Here is a 22,469-nt window from a genome sequence, read left to right on the forward strand (position 1 = left end):
TTGCTTTTTTTATGCAGGAATTAAGAACTTACTATGGAAGCTATTTTTTACAATGCATGATAATGAAAGGGGACAATCGGGTGAAGCCAATAACATGGATTCATACAGCCGATTTACATCTAGATATGCCTATACAAGGATGGAAAGGTTCCAAAGAGGAAATCTGGAAGCGACAAGAAGAGCATCGTGAAACATTTAGTAGAATCATCTCCTTAGTTAAAGAAAAAAAAGCTACTTTTTTATGGATCACTGGTGATTTTCTTGAACATGGATTTGTTACCCATTCTACCTTGGAATTTGTACAAGCAGAATTGAAACGAATTCCAGATACACATGTATGGATTACACCAGGAAACCATGATCCATATCGGCAGGATTCTTCTTATCAATTGCTTCGCTGGCCAGATCATGTGTACATTTTTAGAGGAGAATGGGAAGAACATGTGTTTAAAGAATGGGATTTAGTGATTTATGGGAAAGGATTTCGTGATTTTATTGAGCCAACCTCTTCACTACCTGAAGTGAAGAGTACAATACCTAGAAAAATCATGCTTACCCATGGAACTTACTTGACTCATCATGAAGACTCTCCTTACTTTCCCCTTCATGTCAAGGAGTTAACACGATTAAATTTGGATTATATAGCTCTAGGACATATTCATAAACCGAGTACTTATACGCTTCCTAATGAAAGGAAAACGATCGTACGTTATCCGGGTTCACCAGAAGGATTGAATTGGAAGGAACAAGGTGTCCGTACTGTAACATGGGGGAAAATAGATGAACAAGGCTTGCAACTAGAAGAAATCCCTATCCAGACGGGGCGTTATGAAGAAAACTTTATGGATATTAGTGATTGTAAGATGAAAGAAGATCTCTTACAAAAAGTGTTATCATTTTCTTTAACTGGGGAAAAAACTAGTTGCTATCTGTTAATTCATTTGACAGGTCAAATGTGTGAAGAGTTGCAACAAGAACAAGAATTTATTCTTCCATGGTTAAAAGGACAATTAAAACGTGAAGGATGGGTTCATGTCTATTTTGAAAATGAAACGGTTCCTGAATTAGATCTAGATTATTATCGTCACCATACAGGATTGATTGGTGCTTTTATAAAAAGGATGGAGACGAAGATCGAGCAGGCTGATTCAATATTACAAGGTTATTTACGACGAGCGATGTTTAAAACAGTAGAATTGCTTCTCCGAGAGAAGGTGAAGGAATGAAAATTGAGAAAGTAAAGTTTCAAGGTTTTGGACGACTCATCGACAAAACCTTTACATTTCATGAAGGAATTAACCTCATTGAGGCCAAAAATGAAGTCGGTAAGTCAACCTTAGTACAAGGCATTTTCGCACTATTATATGGAGAGAAAAAAGAAGGTTTGAAAACAAAAAGGACAACGAATTGGTACGAGAAATATAAACCATGGGGAGCAACAGAGCAATATGGTGGTGAAATTACTTATTCGATTGGTAGTGACAAATACTGTCTCTATCGGAACTTACTGATTCATAAAGATATAGAGCAGTTAACTCATTTAACGCGAGGCGAAGACTGGACAGAGCGTTTTCCAATGGATAAGAAAAAAGACCGCTTGATTTTAGAAAAACAGCTAGGATTATCTGGTGATCTATTTCGCCAAATCACCTTTTTTACTACTTACTCACTTGTCCCAGCTCAGAAAAAAGATAGGACAGAGACAAGAGTTTTAGAAAAATTACGATCACTACTTAAGAAAGGGGAAGAAGTAGACTTAACTACTGTGAAAAAAAAGTTAGAGTCAGAGATCCAAGAAATCGGAGTGAAAAAAGATGCACGTCAAAAACCATATGGTAAGCTTTATCAGGAAATAAACGAGTTAGAAAAAAGATGCAAAGAGCTTGAAATAGCTTATCAACAGCAAAAGAAAGAAGAAGCGAGGATTATTGAGCTAGCCCGTGAGTGTGAAAAATTATATGAAAAGCAAACCAAAATAGAGAAACAAGCACAAAGACTTTTAGAAGAAGTTCAACACCAAAAAAATCAGCTGGAAATTGAAAAGTTGATCATTCAAGAACAAGCTCTAAAAGAGCGGATCGAACAAGCTCATCAACTCATTCAAAAAAGAGATCAGTTAAAAAGAGAAAGAGAAGAAAATCAACCAACTGAGTGGATTAGTCTGGAAGAAGTAAATGAGCTTCGACTTACCTTACGTGAGTATAAAGAAAAGCAGCTCTCTTTAAATGAACAACTGCAGAAGATTGAAAAGTTAGCCGCTGAGCAAGAGAAATATAAAGAGCGGAATGATAAGTTAATAGCAATGAAAGTAGAAGAGCCAGAACGAATGTTAAGCAAATTAGCTACATATGAGAAATGGGAATATAAACTTTTTCATCATAAGCAAGAAAACGAGGATAATGAACGAACTTGGATTGAAAAAGATATGAAACTTGTTCAGCAGTTACAGCAAAAAGAAGAAAAGATACGTGGTCAATTGGACGAAAAATGGGCAAAAATCCAAACAGAAGATAGAGGAACAGATAAATGGTGGGCACTCATTGCTGGAACTGGCCTAATTACTGTGATTTTATATATACTGGCACCTTGGATATGGCTGGTAACAGGAGTATTTACTGTTTTTTGCTCTTATTGGCTATGGAGAAAGAAGATACATAAGGACGAAGAAAGAAAAAAGTTAATGGAGCTACAACTTGCTTTACAAAATAATCAAGTAGAACAAAAGAAAATTTTTTACACTTGGCAAGTGGAAAACTTTCTGGATTTACTAGAGAAGCATACGAAAATAAAGAAAAGAGAGCAAACATTACAAGGAAAGCAACTAATTGAAGAAGAAATGGAGCAAATTCGTCAAGAAGTAAAGAATTGGCTCTCGGATTATGTCGATAAAGTTCCTGTCTTTGATGTGGATAAATGGGAGCAAATGATTATCCGACTTAAACAGCAAAGGGAAGAAATCCTTCAGAGACTTTTTGATTATCAAGCAACTCTTTCTTTTCTTCAAAAACAATATGAAAAAGAACAAACAGAATACCATGATTTAGGAAGAACAATCGCTTATTATCAAAATCATTATCAAACGAGTGATTTACATCAGATTGAAAAATGGTTTGAACAAAGTGAACGAGTGCGGAAGCTTGACTTAAAAATTGATGAATTGGAAGAGCAAATTGAGTTATTTGCTTATGATTTACCAGATTGGGAAGAAGAATTGAAGATTAGCCAAAAAACACGTGCTGAGTTACAAGCCCAATGGCGTTCTCTTGGGAAAGAGAATTTAGAGCAGCGATTGCTTGACCTAGAAAAAGAAAGGCAACAAGTATTGAAACAATTTCAAGAGAAAGAGAAAGAAAAAGCCAACTTAGAGGGACAAGTAGAAGTGCTACGTCAAAAAACAAACTTGCTCCCTAAGCTGCAAACGGAATTAAAGGCGCTTAAGTCAGAGTGGGAATCTTTGCATTATAAGAGAGCAGCGATGGAAACGGCATTGACTGTATTAGATGAATCAGTAGAAGAAGTGCAAGAAAATATTATGCCATATTTATTATCTTATGCTACTAGATGGATATACAACATAACAGAGGGGAAATATGAACGAATATTTATGGAGCCACAAGAAAAAGAATGGAAGGTTGTTGTTCCAGAATCCAATGAACAAAAGCCGATTGAACAGTTAAGCACGGGTACAATCGATCAGATATACTTTGCCTTGCGTTTGGCCATGTTAGAATTATATTCAGAGATGACAAAGACTTTTTTACCTATTATTTTGGATGATAGTTTTGTTCATTTTGATTATGATCGTTTGCAAAAAACACTTCAACTTTTACTACAGTTAGCGAAAAGTCATCAGATTATTCTTTGTACTTGTCAAAAGCGTGAAAGAGAATTATTGGATAAACTAAAAGCAAACTACCATTTAATCGCTCTACAGGAACTTTAACATAAAACCCAGTATCTGACTATAAAGGATACTGGGCTATCTATTAATAATATGGGGTTTATAGGAACGTAGTAACGATTCGATCTTTGCAATGTCGGGAATGGAAACGGTATACTTTCTTAAGATTTGTCGAACATAGGAAAGGAATATATCGTACTCCTCTGAAGTAATATTTAAGCCACTATGGGCTTTACGTAATGATTCGCCTGAGTAATCAAGGGGACCACCAAGCATATTTTCAAAAAATGAAATTAAAACATTAGTTAATCTTTCGATGTCAACCCCGACAAAATGATGGCTTACACGATCATCTGATAAAAGTGCGTAGAAGGAATCTTGAACAATCATCTTTATCCTAGGTCTTCCGCCTAATCGCTCATATAATGTTTGGTTAACTACTGGTAACATTCTTTTCCTCCATAAAGTAAGAAAATGGATTTTTATTGTAAGTTCATGAGAAAATTTATATTTAATGTCTATAATTGTATGATATTTCTATAGCCTTGCCAATTTATTTTTATAGTGGAACTTTAAGAATTTGGATGGAAGAATTAAGGTTAAGAGAGTGAAGAAGTGAGAGTAGCAGATGAGAGAGGAAACGCTATATATAAGAAGTCCCATTAAAATATGGGACTCGGGATTTGAGTGTTAGAGTGATCCTCGTGTTATTCTTTTTCTGCTTCTTTTTTTGGATTTAATCCTGCCTGACTATAAGACATTGAGATAGCATTCATTACACTTAAAGTTGCTTCATCAGAAGCAAACTCTGATCCAAACTCTGTATCTTCTTTGCGTTTACGTGGTTTCTTTTTATCACGGTCCATGTTTTCACCTCCAAACTATTTATAAATTGTCACCATGAAGTAAAAACATACTGGTTAAATATTCCATAAAGGAGGTTAATTGATGGCTGGTAGGATTTATCTACATCCCGGTTCTCAGGCAATTTTAGGAATGGCTTGGAATGAATCGTTTGGCATGCAAGATCAAATGATTTATTATATTGTACCTAGTAATGAACAAGCTCGTGTTCTATCTCGTAAATATTCGGTTAACACGGTAACTTGGCGGACATTTGATCAATTTGTCCATGAGTTATTAGGAAATCAACGTAAGCTTATTTCAGAGATAGAACAGCAATGGATTATTCAACAGGTTTTATGGGAGCTTTTACGTGAGAATCAACTTTCATACTTTAAGGATATCAATTTACTTAATGAAAGCTGGGGTAAGATATTTGTACATTGGATCAATGAAATAAAATGGGCAAATATTTTACCGAAGCGACTTGATACATTATGGCAAGAAAAAGAAACAAAATATCAGGAAATGGCTCGTATTTATGATCTGTATCAGCAAAAATTAAAGCATCTTTTGCTTTGGGATCATGCTGAAATGTATATACAAGCCATTAAACAATTAAGTCATACACAAACAAGGGGTCAACTGTCTTTACCAAAGAAAATCGTATTAGAGAGGTTTTATCATTTACATCCATTACAAGAGCAATTGTTGATTCAGTTAGTAACTTGTGGAGTTTCAGTTGAATTACATCTTGTTTGGGATTTGCATCGGTTGCGCCTATTCCGTGAAACCAATGAAATGATTCAGAGATTAGGGCAAAGAGGATTTCAGCAGCGGTTTGACTATTTAGATACAAAGAGGCTACAAAACAAAGATCCGGCTTTGTTTCATTTATCAGAGCATGTTTTTAGTGAAGACCCACCCAAGCAACCTTTCTCTAATACTGTGGAAGTATTTAGTGCACCAAATATGGAGGCAGAAGTAGAACGTATAGCTGCCTATTTAAAAAAATACATAGATGAGTCAGACACGGCTTTCCATGAAGTTGCTATTATTTGCCCCAATTTGGATGAGTATCAAGGTTTATTGTTTAAATACTTTCAAAAGGCCAAAATTCCGATTTCAAACCAATGGCAACAAAAATTAGCTGATCATCCTTTGTATAAAACGATTTGTGCTCTTCTTTATGTCCAAGCTGGTTATCACGACTGGTGGACTATCTTAATGGAGAGCCCATATCTTCCTTTCCGTCGTTATATAAAGCGATTTGGAACCATTTCGATGGATCAAGAGTTATTTAAAAATGAGCTCACCAAACAGTGTGAACAGAATGAAATGAAAAAGGATGATATCAAGCTGTATCAAGAAATTCTCTCTGTATTAGCGTGGATGGAGCAAATTCCTAAAAAAAATACATGGACAGAGTGGATCAGCTGGCTTGCGAATTGGATTAGACCATTAAAACAAATAGATCGATGGCAAGCACAAGGGAGAAATCCACTTTTACTTGAGAGCTTAGCTGAAGAGCTACATGCATGGCAAGGTATAAAAAAGCTATTAGAGGGTGGACAATCGATTCAGCGAGGTGCATTTTCTGGACAAAAATTGACATTGTCTCAATTTATTATCTTATTAGAACAGGCAGCATCTCAGCTGAAGATATGTAAAAGAAAAGCGCAAAAAGGAGGAGTGCAATTCTTAGCACCTAATTTGGTGCAAGGTCATTCTTTTCGAGTTGTGATTTTGTTGGGATGTGTAGAAGGAAAGTATCCGCGTCCATATCAGGAAGATTGGCTGGTACCCAATCAAGAACGTAGAAAGTTACGAGAAGAAGGGGTTTATTTAATAGACTCAGAAGAGCTGCGTCAACGCCAATTATATTCCTTTTTCATGAGTATTAATGCAGCCACTGATAAACTTATTTTTTCTTATCCTTATGCTAATCAAGATGGAAAAAAACAATTACCGTCTCCTTATTTAGAAGAATGTTTCATGGTATTTCATGAGAATTCAATTCAGGTGACCAAACTAGAATTAACTTCTTACTGGGGTCCATTTTCGATAGCCGATTGTTATACTTCCGCAAAAGGTAGGAAATTTGCTACCTACCAATTAGGACAGAAGCAAAAAATGAGTGATGATATCAACGTGGCGATCCAAATCTTAGAACATCTACGTTTAGAAGACATCGATAGATGGAAATGGCTACTCGACCGCATCCAAGTCGAGCAGTCTCGCTATCTACATCAGCAAACCCCATTTACAGGTAAAATTAGTGATAAAAAGCTGCAAAAACAGATTCAAGAATGGCTAAAAGAATATGTTTGGCATGTGAGTGACGTCAATCAGTTGCTTCGTTGTCCTTTTCAATTTATGGCTGGTCAGTTATGGCAAACTACACAAAGGAAGAAAAAAAGAAAAGGACTTGGTTCATGGAAAAAAGAGCAGATCATACGCGATGTTTTGTACCGAGTACTTGGAAGCCCAATGTTATCAGAAGAAGAAGGGGAAAATTTAGTTCACCAATTATTTATGAAACAAATAAAGGATGGAGATCAAGAAAGTTCGACTTATTATTTCGAAATGGATCAAAAGAAAATCTGGCAACAGGTACAAAAATATATGAAATATGAGATGAATCTACGGAGTGAAGAAGCTTATGATTTTCACCCACGATATATCAACCTTACATTTGGTAAAGCCAATCCAATGGATGGACAAGAAGATCCACATTCAATGGCACAACCGATTTCTATACAGCTAGGTTCAGGATCTATATTAAAGTTACGTGGAAAAGTAGATCGAATAGATATGGATGAGCAAGGTGACTATATTGTATATATTTATCAATCTTCTAATCTTCCATCACAAAAGGAATTATATGACGGACAAGATGTACAGCTACCTTTGATTTTATGGGCGCTACAACAAGGATTGGGTTTAGAACCAGAGAAGGTGATCGGAATCGCTTATTACACCAAAGGAAAAAGTAATGAGAAAAATTGGCGGAATCGTGGTTTCTGGAAAAAAGAGCACAAGGAAAAAGCCAAATTAACAAGCAGAGCCCTGTTAGAACCAAATGAATGGGGACAAAAATTGGAGATGGTAAAGCACCTCATTGATGAAAAGGTCCAACAAATCGAACAAGGAGGCTGTGATGTTAAACCGACTTGGTCTTGTCCTCCTCATTGTCCACATCAAACAATCTGCCGGATTCGAGCATATCAACAACATAAGGTAGGTGATCATGATTGAATCCATTAACTTTAAGACAGCAAAGAGCAGCAGCTGACTTATTACATACCAACTGTATTGTTACAGCAGGGGCTGGTTCGGGAAAAACGCGTGTATTGACTCATCGTTTTGTCAACTTACTTGCTAATCATCAAGAAGATCCAAATATACTTGAACAAATTATTGCCATTACATTTACTGAAAAAGCTGCTACAGAGATGAAAGAGAGAATCCGTCAGGAGGTAAATGAGCGAATAAATCAGGCTCGGGAAAAACAGCAGAAAGAAAACGAGTATCAGTGGCGTAGATTACTTGTAGAATTAGAACGTGCACGTATATCTACCTTCCACTCCTTTTGTCAAAAGGTATTACTAGAATATCCTTTGGAAGCAAGTGTATCACCTTCATTTAACATCTTAAACGAATGGGAAGCAGAGATGCTTCTTAGAGAAGCTATTCAAGAAAGCTTAACAGATGTCTGGAAAAAGGAAATAGAACGTCCGACCTGGGAGGAGTGGTTAGTTGGTAATAGCTTTAGTAGTATTGAAGAATCATTACAATCTGCTTTAAAACAATTACATTCATTGGGCTGGAATGTCCAAAGTTTGTTCGATGCGACACAAAAGTGTGCTAAGCAATTGGAGGAAAGGCATACATTACGCTGGGAGGAAGAATGGACTCCTTTGCAAAGCGAATTAAAACAAAGTGCCAACGTAATTTTACAGGTAAAAAAACCCGGCAAAAATATGCAATCATTTATTGAAACATGGCCATGGTGGGAAAGCAGATGGCAAAAAAGTAAATCGGTCACTGAGCAAATTACGCTGATTCGTGTTCTTTTGGATACATTGAAAGGATTTTGGGGCAAAAATAATAATCAGCTAAAAGAAAATATGCAACACATTTGTCAGCAGATGAAAGAGTTACTAATCACTCGTAAATATCTAAGTATCGAAGCAAAGCTAACTAATATCTTATGTCCATTGCTCTCTCAGGTGATTCAGAGGTATCAACAAAAAAAGAACGCAAAAGAAGCAGTAGATTTTAATGATTTGGAGTGGAAAACCTATGAATTACTTACTCAACGCTCAGAGATACGTAAGCGTTATTTCGAACAAATACGTTATGTATTAGTCGATGAGTACCAAGATACCAATCATATTCAAAAGAAATTGATTGATTTATTAACCAAAGATACAGATGGGAACATTCCACCTGGCAAATTGTTTGTGGTAGGAGATCCTAAACAGTCTATCTATCGTTTTCGAGGAGCGGATGTTTCTCTTTTTACCCAAACGCGAAATGAAATAAAATTACATGGAGGAGAAGAGGTTATATTAGATACAAACTTTCGCTCTGATCCAGAATTGATTGTATTTTTTAATCATGTGTTTTCTCATCTAATGTCCCAAGATGAAGAAGTCCCTAACTACTATGAGCCTGTAAAAGCAAAATCAAAGGATACGAATTCCGAGGTAGTCATCGAGTGGATTCGAGTTCCGCAGAAAAAAGAGTTAACGGAAGACCTCAGTTCACATGAAGCTGAAGCCATGATGATAGCCAAACATATAGAGCAACTGAGTAAAGAAGGAATTCCATATAAAGATATGACTATTTTGCTTCGGAAAATGACCCATGTAAAAGTTTATGAGCAGGCTTTAGCAGAAGTGGGTATCCCGTTTTATGTAGTAAAGGGACGGGGATTTTATGATCGACAAGAAGTGCTAGATATTCTTCATTTCTTACGTATTTTAGTTCAACCGAATGATCGATTAGCTTGGGCCGGTGTGTTACGTTCCCCATTTTGTGGAGTATCGGATGAGACTATTTTGCGTATTGCAATGGATGCGAAGTGGGAAGGACAAATTCAAGATTGGCTCACTCAGATTCAGGTTACAAAAGCAGAACAAAGAAAGCTTCAACAACTTGCTGCTTTGCTTGATAGAGTGGAATTATGGCTTGGGCAGCTACCAGTTGCCGATCTTATCGAATATTTAATTGAAGAAAGTGGATATGAAGAAGTACTATGGGCCACATCTATTGGAAAGCAAGCAACTGCCAATGTTAAAAAGCTCATTTATCAAGCCAATGAGTTAACCGGTTTACCAGCTGTATCCATCTCTGCTTTTCTAGAATGGGTGGAGCAAGTTTCCTTAAGTCAGCAAGACGAAACCGAAGCATCCATTGAATCAGAAGATAGCCCTAGTGTAAAAATCATGACGATTCATCAAGCGAAAGGATTAGAATTTCCCATTGTATATCTTCCAGGATTATCGGATACTCCTCGGCAAAATCACTCCTTATTACACATACACCCAAAGTGGGGATTAGTTGTACAGATGCAAGATGAGAAGGGAGAAACGATTGAGACTGAGCACTTTAAACAAGTTCAAGCGGATGAGAAAAGACTACAATGGGAAGAATCGGTGCGCCTTTTTTATGTGGCATTAACCCGAGCGGAAAAAAGATTGATTTTGAGTGGATCAGCTACTCCACTAAAAGGATTACTAGATCAAAATTATCAGTGGAGTACATGGTTAGATGGAGTAATTGGATATCATCATATCGATGAGCAGGAGGGAATTTGGTCTTTCGACTCAGAGCACTTACCTATTCGGGTACATTTAAACTTTGAGAATACTGTAAAATCCACTTCTATACATACGATATCTAAAGAAGATATATTCAATCAATATATTGCTGGAAAGCTTAAAGAAGAACCTTTATCCATTCATATCGACCTATTTCAAGAAAAACGGGTTACTCCTCATTTAGTAGCCGTTAATGTTACGAAGTGGAAACAATTGGTTAACTGCCCTCGAAAATTTTACTATCAGGAAATCATTGGGATTCCAGAAATAATGAAAGATGAAGAGATAAAGATCCTCAGTCCAAATGAAAAAAGAAAATTGCCTCCAACCTTAAAAGGACAATTAGTTCATCAAATCTGTGAATGGTTGATGGACCCAGATGTGTCTATCAATGAGCTACCCGTTTTGATCGAAAAAGCTTGTGATCAATTTCAGCTCACCTCTTATGATTACCCATTTATAAAAGGAGAGATGGATCCTTATCTCCAACGGTTTATTCAAAGCTCTCTTTATCAGGAAAAGAGGAAATGGAAAAAGATTTGGCGAGAGTGGGATTTTACTGAAGAGATTGCAGGATTAAGGATTTCAGGGCAGATTGATCTCATGGTTCAAGATCAAATGGATCATTGGCAGTTGTTTGATTATAAGACAGATCGGATTTCGATCCAAGAGGTAGAGCAAACAGCACTGGAATATGAACCCCAATTACAGCTTTATATATTAGCTTTTCAACAAAAAATGGGTTTTATTCCAGAACAAGCTACCTTATATTTTTTAGAACCGGATCAGTTTTATAGCTTTTCGGTAACGAAATCTTGGTTAGAAAAAGCCCAGATTCGGTTACAAGAAACAGCTAATTTATTACAGGGAGAACCTGAATTAACTCGTTTTATTCCTCTCGTTGGTAAACGATGTGATTATTGTTCATATCGATTGATTTGTGAAGGAGAAAATAGAGGATAAGAGTCATTTTTTCGACTTGTTTGTGAAGTGTTTTTAAATTCCCTTGAAATAGTCAGGTGATGCCATCATAATAGTGATTGCACCAAATTTTTAATAAGAGGAATAAGGAGAGACCTTAGTGGAAGCCTTAAAGGAAGGTTTTTCAGCTTTTATCCTTGGTTTTTTTCGCCTAATTATGGTTTCTTTAGGCATTTGGATGGCTGGGCTATTGCTTCTTTTATTTCGCGAACTATTTAGTGCACGTCAGTTCCAGTTTCAAGACTATCTCAAGAAACTCTGGAAACTGCTCATTTTTGCATTTGAAGGAGTAGCTTATGGTGGAATTATTATTGCCCCCATCATTTTGTTTTTTATAGACTCAGGGAAAAAGCTTGACTATATTATGGTATGGATCGATGCTGTTATTTTGTCGGCTATCTATTTTTATGTACGAAAACAAACAGGAACATTATCGAATTGGCGAAACGATTTCCAAAGCCTATTTAAAAAGGTAAATCATCGTCGGGATCAAGATCGTTCTTAATAGTGATTGTCGTGGGTTCCGAAAACCCGAATAAATGGGGATTCGGAACTTTTTTATTTTATGCAGAATGCTATGTTGAAACAGTATATTGCATCGTTCGAGCTTGATATAGATCGACTTTTACGCCAAACCTTTAACGAGAGTAAGTGGCAAATTTATGGATTTTCTTTGGATCAGACGATGTGGGAAGACTTAATAGAGGAGTAAAAGAGAATGAAAGATAAACAAAAAGGAGCATTACTTGGCTTAGCTTGGGGAGATATTTTGGGATGTCCAGTTGAGGGATGGAAAAAGCATGAGATTGAGCTGGTTTATGGTACATATCGCGAATTGCCGGAAGATTATCTATTTGATAAAATCCCAGATAATAAAAAGGCTCGTTTACGTCCATTGGGCTTTCATTCTGATGATACCCAGCAAGCTCTAGCACTCATTTATCATTGTCTTACGTTCGAAGGCTGGAATAGGCAAGCTTGGGGGCAAATTCTGGTTCAAGGGTTTATAGAGAAAGCGTGGCGTGGAATTGGACGTAACTTTGTAGCTGCTGTACATCGACTTAGAAAAGGTGGACTACTTAAGGAGTCGGGCAGTTCATCATCGGGAATAGGAGCAGCTATGAGAGTGGGACCATTGGGAGCGATTTTTTATCGCCCAGAACAAAAGAAACAGTTATTACAAGCTACGATTGAGTCTACTTTGATGACACATGCGGATCAACTTGCTGCTGTATTTGCAGCAGTCGTATCCTATACAGTTTCTTTATTTATACAAGGATTTTCTGTTCAAGAAGTATGGGAGAAACTTCATAGTTTTACAAAAGAGGCAGAAAAGCAAACCAAATCTTTAGCAGAGCAAGGCTGGAAAGTTGATCATGAAAATAATCAGTTGATTTCAAACATGTTGGAACAAGCGATGGAATGGATAGATAAGCCTATTGAAGTCGTACGCAACCAAATTAGCGAATGCGCTCGTCCTTACCTTGCGTCAGGATTTACACGAGCTCATCCCAATCAAGGGTTTGTTTTATTGGGAGGTTTACATGCTTTATTAATGGCATCTCGCAGTGATCTAAGTCCTCATCAAATATTAATTAGTATTATTAATGAAGGATACGATACGGACACAGTTGCAGCAATTGCTGGAACGATTTTGGGTGCGAGATATGGGATAGATTGGATTCCCATCGACCGTTTCTATGATCGTGAAAGATTACTTAAGTATGCAGATGCTCTAGTTGATCAGCAGATTCCAGAGACTATGTCAACCTTTTTATCCATAGAAGCAAAGTTGACTCAAATGGAAAAGGATTTTCAACAACAATTAAAATCAGGAAACATATAATCTACTTTTATATGGTGTTGGATTCGATGATCAATGACTGGAAAAGTTTCACCCTCTTTACTTTTTAACGATGTTATATGATAATGATAGAAATTTATCAGAAGTACGGGTGATGATTGCTTATGGAGCAATTATTTGAACAAGCTGCACATTATTTGAGTGAAGAAGATTATGAGCTGATTCAGCGAGCATACTATTTTGCAGAAGAAGCACATCGGGGACAGATTCGGAAGTCAGGAGAACCTTTTATTACTCACCCTGTGGCTGTGGCTGAAATTTTGGCAGATTTGCAGATGGATGCAGCTACTCTAGTAGCTGCTCTTTTACATGATGTGGTTGAAGATACAGATGTAACTTTGGAACAGATTAAAGATGAATTTGGTGAATCAGTCGCTCTGCTGGTGGATGGAGTAACCAAGCTACGTAAACGGATTAAATTTAAATCAAGTGCTGAACATCAGGCAGAAAATTATCGCAAAATGTTTGTCGCGATGGCACAAGACATCCGTGTTATTTTGATAAAACTTGCTGACCGTCTGCATAATATGCGCACCTTAAAGTATATGCCAGAGCATAAACAGCGAATCAAAGCGAATGAAACATTAGAGATTTTTGCTCCTCTTGCTCATCGTTTAGGGATTTCTAAAATTAAGTGGGAACTAGAAGACACTGCTTTGCGTTATTTAAATCCTCAGCAATATTATCGAATTGTCAATCTAATGAAGAAAAAGCGAGCAGAACGAGAAGCTTTCCTAAATGAAATTATTGAGATGATGTACAAGCGATTTAAAGAGATGGAAGTCAGGGTTCTAGATATTTCTGGACGACCGAAGCATATTTATAGTATCTATCGTAAAATGACTAATAAGCATAAAGAGTTTAATGAAATTTATGATCTAATGGCTGTTCGTGTAATCGTAGAAACGGTACGGGACTGCTATGCTGTATTAGGAACCATTCATACCATATGGAAACCGATTCCCGGTCGCTTTAAAGATTATATAGCGATGCCTAAAACGAATATGTATCAATCTCTTCATACGACAGTGATCGGACCGAAAGGTGAACCCATCGAAGTCCAAATTCGGACAATGGACATGCATCGGACAGCAGAATACGGAATAGCTGCACATTGGGCGTATAAGGAAGGCAATCATGTTCAAAACAGTGATTATGAGAGTAAACTAAAATGGTTCCGTGAAATGATGGAGTTACAACAAGAAGCAAAAGATGCACAAGAGTTTATTGAAAATCTAAAGATGGATTGGTTTTCGGATGCAGTATTTGTTTTTACCCCTAAAGGGGATGTCATTGAATTGCCAACAGGATCAGTACCGCTTGACTTTGCATACCGAATTCATACCGAAGTTGGGAATAAGTGTATCGGAGCTAAAGTAAATGGGAAGATTGTTCCGCTTGATTATAAATTAAATACCGGTGATATTGTAGAAATCTTGACTTCGAAGCATAGCTATGGTCCAAGTCAAGATTGGTTGAAATTGGTGAAATCTTCACATGCCAAAAATAAAATTCGCAGTTGGTTCAAAAAGCAACAGCGTGAAGAGACTGTTGCCAAAGGAAAAGAAATGGTTGAATCTCTCCTGAAAAAACATGAATTTAATGTAGATGAAGTGTTAGTACCGGACCGGATTAATGAGGTCATTCAAAAGTTTAACTTCCCGGATGAAGAAGATCTATATGCTGCTGTAGGATATGGAGGGATCACGGCAGCGCAAGTTGTTAATCGCCTTACGGATGGCTTAAAAGTGGAACATCCTATTGTTCTACCTCAAGTCAAAACGCTTCCCAAAAAGTTTTCACGTTCACATGTAGGTGTTCGTGTAAAAGGTGTAGATAATCTACTGATTCGTATTTCACGCTGTTGTAATCCGGTTCCTGGTGAAGATATCTTGGGTTTTGTCACACAAGGTCGAGGTGTTACAGTACATCGGGCAGATTGTCCTAACTTACTACAAGTGGACGAAGAACGTCAGATCGAAGTAGAATGGATCGGGGAAAAAGAATTGGAGCAAGGACATCTTTATCATGTCGATATCGAAATCAGTGCATTTGATCGAATTGGCTTACTCAATGATGTATTACAAGTATTAGCTGACTCCAAAGCACCTTATTCGCAAGTAAGTGCCAAAGTACATCGAAAAGAGTTTGCTAACATCATTTTACGCGTGTTGATACGTAATGCTAGCCATTTAAAATCAGTTGTTGAAAAAGTGAAGGCGATACGCGATGTCTATAGTGTAAAACGGCTAATGCAGTAGAGGTGGGCTAACCAATATGAAAGTGCTTTTACAACGGGTGAAAGAGGCCAAAGTTACAGTTGAAAATGAGATCACAGGAGCGATTGGGCATGGCTATTTGCTTCTAGTGGGTTTTACGGAAGGAGATAGCGAAAAAGAGATTGATTATCTCGCTGAGAAAATTGCTTATCTCCGAATCTTTGAAGATGAAGCGGGTAAAATGAATCGCTCTTTATTAGATGTAAAGGGGTCTATTTTATCTGTTTCACAATTTACCTTATATGGTGATTGTCGCAAAGGGCGGCGTCCTAACTTTATGGCAGCATTACGCCCAGACGAAGCAAAAATGTTATATGAGCGCTTTAATGATAAGCTCAGAACTTATGGTCTCCAAGTTGAGACAGGTATTTTTGGGGCGATGATGGAAGTAAGTCTGGTTAATGATGGACCAGTGACGCTGATGTTGGAAAGATAATAATAAAAAGCTAACAATCCCTTAATTAGCCTAGCATCATTTGATTTATGCTATTGATTAAGGGATTGTTTTAGTATTCATTAAGAAAATATTAAGTGTTACAAGTGAATACTATCGATAGGGTATATTTTGACTGGCTTTTTAGAGCAGTTACACTCATGTATTCATTGAGATGTTATCTGCAAAGAGTAGGTAGGGATATGCTATAATGACCTCAGACATTGAAGCAATGACTTAACTTGAAAGATAGGGGAGATAGACATGGCACAGGCGATTGATCAACTCGCTGTTAATACCATTCGTATGCTTTCGATTGATATGATTGAAAAAGCAAACTCTGGACACCCAGGTTTGCCCATGGGGGCAGCACCCATGGCGTATTCTTTATGGTCTAAAGTAATGAATCATAACCCAGCCAATCCAAATTGGTTCAATCGTGATCGTTTTATCTTATCAGCAGGTCATGGATCTGCTTTATTATACAGCTTGCTCCATTTATTTGATTATGGACTATCCATGGATGACCTAAAACAGTTCCGGCAATGGGGCAGTCTTACACCAGGTCATCCCGAAGTGAAACATACTCCAGGTGTGGAAGCAACAACAGGTCCGTTGGGACAAGGTATTTCTAACGGAGTTGGGTTTGCGATGGCTGAACGCTTTCTGGCGGAGAAATATAATCGTGAAGGTTTTCCTGTTGTTGATCATTATACATATGTTTTATGTAGTGATGGGGATCTGATGGAAGGTGTTGCTTCGGAAGCTTGTTCATTGGCGGGGCATTTACGTTTAGGCAAACTAATTGCCCTATATGACTCCAATGATATCTCTTTAGATGGTGAATTAGCTCATTCTTTTACAGAAGATGTCATGCAACGCTTCGAGTCTTATGGTTGGCAAGTATTGCAGGTTACAGATGGTAATGACATGGAAGCGATCGAAGCAGCTATTTTAGAAGCACAAAAGGACACAAATCGCCCGACATTAATCGAAGTACGGACAGTGATTGGCTATGGTAGCCCAAACCGTGGAGGTACTTCTGAAGCTCATGGAAAGCCACTTGGAGCAGAGGAAAGAATAGAAGCACTTAAAACATATGAGTGGCATACTGAAGAACATTTTGCAGTTCCTGAAGAAGTAAAACAACATTTTGCGGAGTTAACATCAAAACTAGCTAAGAAAGAATCAACTTGGCAAGAGCTATTTACTAAGTATGAAGAGGCTCATCCTGCATTAGCTAAAGAATTGAAACAAGCTATGCAAGGAGAATTACCTGTTGATTGGGATCAAGATCTGCCACAATATCAAGTAGGAGATAAAGCAGTTGCGACACGGGTTGCGTCAGGTGCAGCTATTGGGGCTCTTGCTAAAAATATCCCTTACTTCTTAGGTGGTTCAGCGGACTTAGCTTCTTCCAATAACACTCTAATCAAAGCAGAAGGTCCATTCCATGCTGAAGATTATGCTGGGCGTAATATTTGGTTTGGGGTCCGGGAGCATGGTATGGGAGCCGCCTTAAATGGAATGATGCTTCACGGTGGCGTACGTGTATATGGAGGAACTTTCTTAGTATTTTCGGACTATCTCCGACCATCGATCCGGGTTGCAGCTTTATCTAAACTGCCTGTGGTATATGTCTTTACCCATGATAGTATCGCTGTAGGAGAAGATGGACCAACTCACCAACCTATCGAGCAAATTCCAGCGTTACGCCTGATTCCGAATGTAAAAGTCATACGGCCAGCAGATGCAAATGAAACAGTTGCTGCATGGGCATACGCAGTAAGTCAAACTGAATCCCCTGTTGTCTTGGCTCTTACTCGTCAAGCATTACCTATTTTAGAAGGAACGGTAGGAATTCAAAAAGAAACCATTGCTAAAGGAGCTTATATCGTTTCTGAAGCACAAGGTGAAGCACAGGCAGTAATTATTGCGACTGGCTCTGAAGTAAGTCTTGCTGTTGAAGCACAACAAAAATTACAAGAAAAAGGAATCTCCGTTCGTGTTGTAAGTATGCCTTGTCGAGAACTATTTGACCAGCAAGATCAAGCATACAGAGAATCAGTTCTGCCTTCCCATCTGACAGCTCGTGTCGCAGTTGAAGCAGCTCACCCAGTTGGTTGGGAACGCTATGTCGGTGATCGTGGAGCCATTATCGGCATCGATCACTTTGGAGCATCTGCACCAGGTGGCTTTGTTATGAAGCAATTTGGTTTCAATGTTGAAAATGTGATAGCGAAAGTGGAAGAAGTACTCACGAAGTAAATGAAAAAGCACGAGCTCTTTAAGAAGAGTTCGTGCTTTTTTTATACAAAAGTGGGCAGGCTAATAATACTTTACGAATTTGGATAAAGGAGTCAGAAAAGTGCGCAGTTCCCCTAAAGAGGCAGCCATTAAACAACAAATGCAGTTTCAGGCGAGTGTGAATCCTAAGGAAATTGATATCGGCTTAGATAGTGAGGAAAAAGAAATGAGATATCCATTGATGCACTTTGAGCAGAAGATAGCAAAAAAGAGATTTTAATTTCGAAGACTTGGCTGTGACCAGATTTTTATCTGTTTTCTTCGAGCATTTTCCTCAACGGTTTTCAGTCGGTCATAGTATTTAAGATTAGGGGGATAAGCTTTGACTCGAGCATATCCTTGCATGACTAACCATTCTTGAACGAGTCGATCATCTTTGTAAACATAGAAAAGCATGCGACCGTATGGATCTCTTTCTTGCTCATCTTTTTCCAAGAGAACTAGTTGACCTTCAAGGAATTTTTTAAGAGATAGCTTTGCTTCATGAGCGAATGGTTGTGGATGATTTTTATTTTGATTTAACTCAGGTGTATCAACCATAATTAGTCGTACGATCTCTTTTTTACCTTTCCTATCAATTTCTATGGTATCCCCATCAATTACTTTACTGACTATAGCACTTGATTTTTGTTCGCGTTCAGGAAATTTTTCAGTTACTGACCTTTTTACAAGGAATTCATCCTGACAACCCATAAACACGCTTGAAATGATAAGAACTAGCCAAAAGATTAAAGGGGTGTATTGCACCCCTTTTTTATAAATACGATTGTTCATAGAGACGTTTACTCTTATCATCACCTTTATTGTAAATATAATCCAAACACATAGGATAAAAACGCTCTTTTTCTAATAAGAAGGAATAGAAAAAGAGCGTGATTGGAGAGATGACATTAGAAACCCCGAATAGCTACAACGGCAGGACGTGGAATATCCCTACGAGGCCAGCGGCTTGTAGGATTCTTAGGATCAGTCGTTTCTTCGCCAGGGTGTTGCACAGCTAAAAATAAGGTTTTTTCATCCGGAGTAAACCAAGGTCCAGTCATCTCACATTCGCGAGGCCCTGATGCAAATTGGAATGCTTCACCTTTGTGTTTTCCACGAGTAGGGATAAAGAAAACTCCATTGTTTTTAAATGTTTTATAAGCATTATCTTTGTTTAATTTACTTGAAGAAATATCACAACTCACCCATAAGTTTCCTTTTCGGTCAAAAAGCAAATTATCAGGGCAAGCAAAGCCACTCTGAGGTCCACCTACTGCAAATACTTCAAATGAAAATGTTTCTGAAGCAGCATCATTATTTTTTTCTAGAATCTTAAGTATTTGCCCATAGAAGTTTCCATGCTTCGTGTTATTGGTAAGAGCGAGATATGCATGACCATCAACAGGATTTACTTCTACATCTTCTGGCCGATCCATTGGCGTGGCTCCTAATAACTTCGCTGCTTCACGGCAATGAACCAGAACTTCCCCTTGTGTTTTATATTTTTCTTTTAGTTTAGGAGATCGGTTGATATCGAGAGGGAGCCAGACTCCTTGCTCTAGATCAGCGACATATAAAGTTCCCTTTTCTAAGAGTCGGGAGTTTTGATGTCCTAACCTAGCTTGATAGGTATCATCACTGACATATTTGTAAAAATATTGGTCATTCGAATCATCCCCCATATAAACGACCAGACGCTTACCTTTCGAGAGGGTCATCGCAGCATTTTCATGACTAAACCTACCGAGTGATGTGTGTTTCTTCGGCTTTGATTTTGGATTGAAAGGATCAACTTCTACCACCCAGCCATAATGGGTAAGATTGCGACCCCAGCGTTCAGCATCTTCTTCAAAGTTTTCTTCACAAGTTAAAACCGTATTCCATAGGGTTGCACCACCACTACAATTTGCATAGGTACCTTTAACTTCTGTCACACCTGCAACAGCATGATTTCCACGTGCGGGTCCTGTTAGATCGATCATCGTATTTGCCGTGATCCGTCTAGCATAACGAGAGCTTTTAACTAGTTGCCATCTTCCTTTTTCATATTTAATTTCTAATATACTTCCACCTAAATTATATTGTTCAATTTTGAATTTTTCCTCATCGGTCATTGAAGATGGATAGAGGAATAAGCTACCTGTACCTATATACTCGTGATTAACCCATAGAAGTCCATGATGCGAAGAGTTTTGGATTGGAAAGTATACAGTCAAATCACAGTTATAGCCAAATTTTTCGCCATTCCCAATATCGTCACCCCAAGCCGCAATCACATCATATTTAAAACCACGGGGTAAGATGATATCATCTTGATTTGTTGGTTCAATCGGACGAAAGGGAATATTGCCTTGCCAATTATGTAATGCTTCTACTTTCTCCGGAACTTTGCTTGCGGCTTCAGCAACTCGATCAATACCTGTTGTTGCTCCTACGAGTGCCGTTGTACCTACTCCAAGGTATGTCATAAATTGTCGACGAGAAAGTTTTTTATCCATGAGATCGTCTCCTTAATGTAGGATGTATCACTTTAAATTTACAAGAATACTATTAAGTAAGTTTTAATTTTATTTAAAGGTTTCACTTGTCGCATCTATTATTTAGTATATTCATAATTGATTATATATTAACATAATTTGGGGTATAGGAATAATTAAATAAAAGAGAACAAAAAAGGAGATGTCCCAAAATAAAGTTAAATGAGCCAATCTCCAACAAATGCCCATCGAAAGTGTTAGGGCATCATTATATTTTATTTTGAATGAAAGTAGGGATTAGTAAAAAACGACAAGGACTTGTAAGACATCCTTGTTTATGTAGACCCTATCCTATCTGTTTTACAGCAGCAATGGTCACTAAAATCCAACCCACAATAAAGGAAAGACCACCAATGGGTGTAATCATTCCAAGCTTAGTTATATTTGTGAGAGCCATCACATATAAGCTACCAGAGAATAAAATGATGCCTGTAAGTAATAGCCAGCCACCAGCTTGTAAGAGAGAAGAATTAACGCCAAACTTAGCCATTAGCACTCCGATGATAAGTAATCCCAAAGCATGAACCATATGGTATTGGGTACCTGTTTGCCAATTTTGTAACATCCGATCTGAAATTTTTCCTTCAAGTCCATGTGCACCAAAGGCCCCAATGGCAACGACTAAAGCCATATTAATACTGCCAAGCATAATAAAGGTTTTCATCTGTGTACTCCTTTCTGTGCTGATGCTTCTTGCTTTTAACTAGATTTGCTCAAAAGGTTTGATTGATTTTTATACAACAGGCTTTGCTTACATTTTATGAAACGACAAAGAAGAGAATACCATAGAACTTATTTCAAAACGTATCGAATTTTGTTGTGGATTGAGCACTTTTAAAATAAGTACTACCAAGTGAAACATACTCTGGATCCACTTTTTTGTCAAGTTTTTTGGAATATCTAGCCAATATTAGACTGAATATTAGGACTTATAATTTTGATATTGATATTCATTATCATTTAGTTATAACATAAGGATAGTAATGATAATCATTATCAATAAAAGGTGAGGTGAATTCCTTCTTCTTACATGACTGAAGGAGGATCATAAAATATGGCTAGACTTATTATGGTTTATGCAAGTATGACTGGAAATACATTAGATATGGCAGAAGCGATTGTAGAAGGTATCAATGAACAAGAAGAGGTTGTTATGAAGGATGTCATTGAAGTACATGCAGATGAATTAGAAAATTATGATGGAATTTTGTTAGGAGCCTATACTTGGGGAGATGGAGATCTACCTGATGAATTTATAGATTTTTATGAGGAAATGAATCAAATCAATTTAAAAGGAAAAAAAGCAGCCGTATTCGGCTCTTGCGATTCTGCTTATGAGCAGGTAGGTGCTGCTGTCGATATATTGATACAAAAACTTATCGATCAAGGAGCAGAAGTGATCTTAGAGGGTCTTAAGATCGAATTGACCCCTACTGAAGAAGATAAAGAAATTTGTCGCCAGTTTGGACGTGATTTTATCCTACACTTTGATAAAAAATAAATAAGAGAGGTTG

Annotated in this window: 16 protein-coding genes; 11 read left to right on the plus strand and 5 right to left on the minus strand. The window is 37.6% G+C overall.

All coding sequences use genetic code 11. The features are described from left to right. The first annotated feature begins 80 nt into the window (after positions 1 to 80). A complete protein-coding gene (locus tag DL897_RS06570; RefSeq protein WP_168188685.1) occupies positions 81 to 1,226 on the plus strand; it encodes a metallophosphoesterase family protein in 1,146 nt (381 codons plus the stop codon). Next, positions 1,223 to 3,943: an AAA family ATPase gene (locus DL897_RS06575; RefSeq protein ID WP_113658349.1), complete on the plus strand. Its 2,721-nt coding sequence runs from the start codon at positions 1,223 to 1,225 to the stop codon at positions 3,941 to 3,943. Before DL897_RS06570 ends, DL897_RS06575 begins: the two co-directional genes overlap by 4 nt. A gap of 36 nt (positions 3,944 to 3,979) precedes the next feature. Here DL897_RS06575 and DL897_RS06580 read toward each other — a convergent pair whose 3' ends face one another. Then, entirely contained in the window at positions 3,980 to 4,351 is a 372-nt protein-coding gene (locus tag DL897_RS06580; protein WP_113658350.1) for a group I truncated hemoglobin, read from the minus strand. Between the two features lie 257 nt (positions 4,352 to 4,608). Further along, a complete protein-coding gene (locus DL897_RS18170) occupies positions 4,609 to 4,767 on the minus strand; it encodes a hypothetical protein (protein WP_168188686.1) in 159 nt (52 codons plus the stop codon). Positions 4,768 to 4,849: 82 nt separating this feature from the next. On the opposite strand from DL897_RS18170, the gene DL897_RS06585 reads away from it, so the two are divergent. The 8 genes from DL897_RS06585 (at position 4,850) to DL897_RS18175 (ending at position 18,656) form a co-directional block, all read left to right on the plus strand. Then, the gene (locus tag DL897_RS06585; protein ID WP_113658351.1) at positions 4,850 to 8,002 is read left to right on the plus strand and encodes a PD-(D/E)XK nuclease family protein; all 3,153 of its coding nucleotides are present in this window, start codon (positions 4,850 to 4,852) and stop codon (positions 8,000 to 8,002) included. After that, positions 7,999 to 11,535 (plus strand): UvrD-helicase domain-containing protein, encoded by a 3,537-nt coding sequence (locus DL897_RS06590; RefSeq protein WP_113658352.1) that lies wholly within the window; start codon positions 7,999 to 8,001, stop codon positions 11,533 to 11,535. The genes DL897_RS06585 and DL897_RS06590 overlap by 4 nt, the downstream gene beginning before the upstream one ends. Positions 11,536 to 11,653: 118 nt before the next feature. Next, positions 11,654 to 12,058, plus strand: a complete 405-nt coding sequence (locus DL897_RS06595) for a hypothetical protein (RefSeq protein WP_113658353.1) — start codon at positions 11,654 to 11,656, stop codon at positions 12,056 to 12,058. A gap of 213 nt (positions 12,059 to 12,271) precedes the next feature. Continuing rightward, positions 12,272 to 13,399 carry an ADP-ribosylglycohydrolase family protein gene (locus tag DL897_RS06600; protein WP_113658354.1) on the plus strand — a complete coding sequence of 376 codons (1,128 nt, stop codon included), beginning with the start codon at positions 12,272 to 12,274 and terminating at the stop codon, positions 13,397 to 13,399. A 122-nt stretch (positions 13,400 to 13,521) separates the two neighbouring features. After that, positions 13,522 to 15,678 carry a RelA/SpoT family protein gene (locus tag DL897_RS06605; protein ID WP_113658355.1) on the plus strand — a complete coding sequence of 719 codons (2,157 nt, stop codon included), beginning with the start codon at positions 13,522 to 13,524 and terminating at the stop codon, positions 15,676 to 15,678. A gap of 16 nt (positions 15,679 to 15,694) precedes the next feature. Then, positions 15,695 to 16,132, plus strand: coding sequence for a D-aminoacyl-tRNA deacylase (dtd, locus tag DL897_RS06610; protein ID WP_113658356.1), 438 nt, complete (start codon positions 15,695 to 15,697; stop codon positions 16,130 to 16,132). A gap of 261 nt (positions 16,133 to 16,393) precedes the next feature. Further along, positions 16,394 to 18,397, plus strand: coding sequence for a transketolase (gene tkt, locus DL897_RS06615; protein ID WP_113658357.1), 2,004 nt, complete (start codon positions 16,394 to 16,396; stop codon positions 18,395 to 18,397). A gap of 100 nt (positions 18,398 to 18,497) precedes the next feature. After that, entirely contained in the window at positions 18,498 to 18,656 is a 159-nt protein-coding gene (locus tag DL897_RS18175) for a hypothetical protein (protein ID WP_168188687.1), read from the plus strand. Here the strand turns inward: DL897_RS18175 and DL897_RS06620 are convergent. The 3 genes from DL897_RS06620 to DL897_RS06630 form a co-directional block, all read right to left on the minus strand. Then, positions 18,653 to 19,210, minus strand: a complete 558-nt coding sequence (locus DL897_RS06620) for a thermonuclease family protein (RefSeq protein ID WP_168188688.1) — start codon at positions 19,208 to 19,210, stop codon at positions 18,653 to 18,655. The two genes, DL897_RS18175 and DL897_RS06620, sit on opposite strands and share 4 nt — an antisense overlap. Positions 19,211 to 19,326: 116 nt before the next feature. After that, positions 19,327 to 20,916 (minus strand): PhoX family protein, encoded by a 1,590-nt coding sequence (locus tag DL897_RS06625; RefSeq protein ID WP_113658359.1) that lies wholly within the window; start codon positions 20,914 to 20,916, stop codon positions 19,327 to 19,329. A 325-nt stretch (positions 20,917 to 21,241) separates the two neighbouring features. Further along, a complete protein-coding gene (locus DL897_RS06630; protein WP_113658360.1) occupies positions 21,242 to 21,619 on the minus strand; it encodes a DUF423 domain-containing protein in 378 nt (125 codons plus the stop codon). Positions 21,620 to 22,009: 390 nt separating this feature from the next. Between DL897_RS06630 and DL897_RS06635 the strand changes: the two genes are divergently transcribed. Next, the gene (locus tag DL897_RS06635; protein ID WP_113658361.1) at positions 22,010 to 22,456 is read left to right on the plus strand and encodes a flavodoxin; all 447 of its coding nucleotides are present in this window, start codon (positions 22,010 to 22,012) and stop codon (positions 22,454 to 22,456) included. Positions 22,457 to 22,469 lie beyond the last annotated feature (13 nt).

It is taken from the genome of Thermoflavimicrobium daqui, assembly GCF_003313465.1.
In the GTDB taxonomy this organism is placed as follows: Bacteria; Bacillota; Bacilli; order Thermoactinomycetales; family Thermoactinomycetaceae; genus Thermoflavimicrobium; species Thermoflavimicrobium daqui.

Coding starts and splice junctions, on each gene's coding strand:
- DL897_RS06630 (WP_113658360.1), bottom strand. CDS start 21,619: ATGAAAACCTTTATTATGCTTGGCAGTATTAATATGGCTTTAGTCGTT.
- DL897_RS18170 (WP_168188686.1), bottom strand. CDS start 4,767: ATGGACCGTGATAAAAAGAAACCACGTAAACGCAAAGAAGATACAGAG.
- DL897_RS06600 (WP_113658354.1), top strand. CDS start 12,272: ATGAAAGATAAACAAAAAGGAGCATTACTTGGCTTAGCTTGGGGAGAT.
- DL897_RS06625 (WP_113658359.1), bottom strand. CDS start 20,916: ATGGATAAAAAACTTTCTCGTCGACAATTTATGACATACCTTGGAGTA.
- tkt (WP_113658357.1), top strand. CDS start 16,394: ATGGCACAGGCGATTGATCAACTCGCTGTTAATACCATTCGTATGCTT.
- dtd (WP_113658356.1), top strand. CDS start 15,695: ATGAAAGTGCTTTTACAACGGGTGAAAGAGGCCAAAGTTACAGTTGAA.
- DL897_RS06605 (WP_113658355.1), top strand. CDS start 13,522: ATGGAGCAATTATTTGAACAAGCTGCACATTATTTGAGTGAAGAAGAT.
- DL897_RS06620 (WP_168188688.1), bottom strand. CDS start 19,210: ATGAACAATCGTATTTATAAAAAAGGGGTGCAATACACCCCTTTAATC.
- DL897_RS06575 (WP_113658349.1), top strand. CDS start 1,223: ATGAAAATTGAGAAAGTAAAGTTTCAAGGTTTTGGACGACTCATCGAC.
- DL897_RS06635 (WP_113658361.1), top strand. CDS start 22,010: ATGGCTAGACTTATTATGGTTTATGCAAGTATGACTGGAAATACATTA.
- DL897_RS06580 (WP_113658350.1), bottom strand. CDS start 4,351: ATGTTACCAGTAGTTAACCAAACATTATATGAGCGATTAGGCGGAAGA.
- DL897_RS06585 (WP_113658351.1), top strand. CDS start 4,850: ATGGCTGGTAGGATTTATCTACATCCCGGTTCTCAGGCAATTTTAGGA.